This is a genomic window from Ideonella azotifigens, assembly GCF_006519715.1.
Classification (GTDB): Bacteria; Pseudomonadota; Gammaproteobacteria; order Burkholderiales; family Burkholderiaceae_C; genus Ideonella; species Ideonella azotifigens.
The window spans coordinates 1-1,710 of sequence record NZ_VIDT01000943.1 but is presented as its reverse complement, the minus strand read 5'-3'; the positions used below and the strand labels follow the sequence as shown (position 1 = coordinate 1,710).

The 1,710-nt window shown below is 68.9% G+C and carries 2 protein-coding genes; one reads left to right on the top strand and one right to left on the bottom strand.

What is annotated here, in order from left to right; translation table 11 throughout:
• Positions 1–781, bottom strand: a 781-nt coding sequence (locus tag FKP22_RS29480) for a metallophosphoesterase (RefSeq protein ID WP_233447007.1), incomplete at its 3' end; no start/stop codon positions are given.
• Positions 782–903: 122 nt separating this feature from the next.
• Between FKP22_RS29480 and FKP22_RS29475 the strand changes: the two genes are divergently transcribed.
• Positions 904–1,710 (top strand): SDR family oxidoreductase (locus FKP22_RS29475; protein ID WP_141291750.1); only part of this gene is annotated, 807 nt, incomplete at its 3' end.

Below are 1,710 nucleotides of genomic sequence, written 5' to 3'. Positions count from 1 at the left end.
GGCCGGCGCTGAAGTCGGCCACGCCGGCCATCACCAGCTGCGCACTGCCGTGTTGCAGCACCACGTGTTCATTGGTCAGCACGCGCAGGCCCAGCTTGCCCAGCAGCGCCACCCATTCCGGCGCGCCGCTGTAGTACTCGTGGTTGCCGGTGACGAAAAACGTGCCGTGGCGCGAGCGCAGGCCGGCCAGAGGCGCGGCGTCGTCATGCAGGTCCTGCACGCGGCCGTCCACCAGGTCACCCGTGATGGCCACGGCGTCGGCCTGCAGCTTGTTGACCCGGTCGACGATGGCCTGCACATACGGCTTCTTGACGGTGGGGCCGATGTGCACGTCGGTGATCTGGGCGATGGTGAAGCCTTCCAGCGCAGCCGGCAGCCCGGCCACCGGCACCTTCACGTCCCGCACGTGGGCGGTGCGCCTGGCATTCATGAAGCCCAGCAGCACGCCGACCAGGGCCAGCAGCGGCACCGCCTCGGCGCTGGGCACGGCCAGCGGCGGCAGCGAGGCGAAGGGCATGGCCGCCAGCAGCACGAATTCGCGCAGCAAGGTCAGCACGAACAGCATCGAGAACAGGCCCAGCGCCGTCATGCCGGCCCAGGTCCAGCGGTCTGCGCTGCTGCGCTCGCGCGCCTTGCGACCGAAGAAGGCTGCGGGGATCAGCAGCGCAGAGCCGACCAGCACGGCGACGAGCAGGCCGCTGGCCCAGGGCCCCGGCAACTGCGGCGCGATGCGCCAGCCGATGTAGAGGTGGAGCAGCGCAGTCAGCAGGAGGATGGGCATCGTGCCCATGTGGGGACAGGCCCCGGCGCTTCAAGCCGGCGGGAACACGGTTTGCCGCTTGTGGCGAGTCATTCCAGGTTTTCGCCCCCATTTCGCCCCATTCCGCCCAACAGGGAGATCCCATGTCCGCCAACCCATTGTTGCCGTCCACGCAACCGGTCATCGTGCTCACAGGCGCCTCCAGCGGCATTGGCCGGGCCGGGGCGCTGGCCTTTGCCCGAGACGGCGCGCAACTGGTGTTGGCGGCGCGTGGCCGTGAGGGGCTGGAAGGCATTGCGGCCGAATGCCGGCAATTTGGCGCCGACGTGCTGGTGGTGCCGACCGATGTGACCGACGCGACCATGGTGCAGGCGCTGGCCGAGGCGGCCATCGGTCGTTTTGGCCACATTGACGTGTGGATCAACAACGTGGGTGTCGGCGCTGTCGGTCGTTTCGAGGACACACCGGCGCAGGCGCACCGCCGCATCATCGAGACCAACCTGATCGGCCACATGAATGGCGCGCACGCTGTGGTGCCGCACTTTCGCGCGCGCAAGCAGGGCACCTTGATCAACATGATCTCGCTGGGTGGCTGGACGCCTTCGCCATTTGCCACCGCCTACACCGCCAGCAAGTTCGGCTTGCGCGGCTTCACCGAGGCGCTGCGGGCCGAACTGGGCGACCTGCCGGACGTGCACGTGTGTGCCGTCTACCCGACCTTCGTCGACACGCCCGGCTTCACGCACGGCGCCAACTACACAGGCAAGCACCTGAAGCCGCCTTCACCGCTGGTGGACCCGCGCGAGGTGGCGCTGCTGTTCGTGGACCTGGTGCACAACCCGCGGCCCACCGTCAGCATCGGCGCCGTGGCCTGGCCGGCCCGCCTGGCGCATGCGCTGGCACCGGACCTGGTCGCCAGCACCACCTATGGCCTGATGGACCGTTCGCTG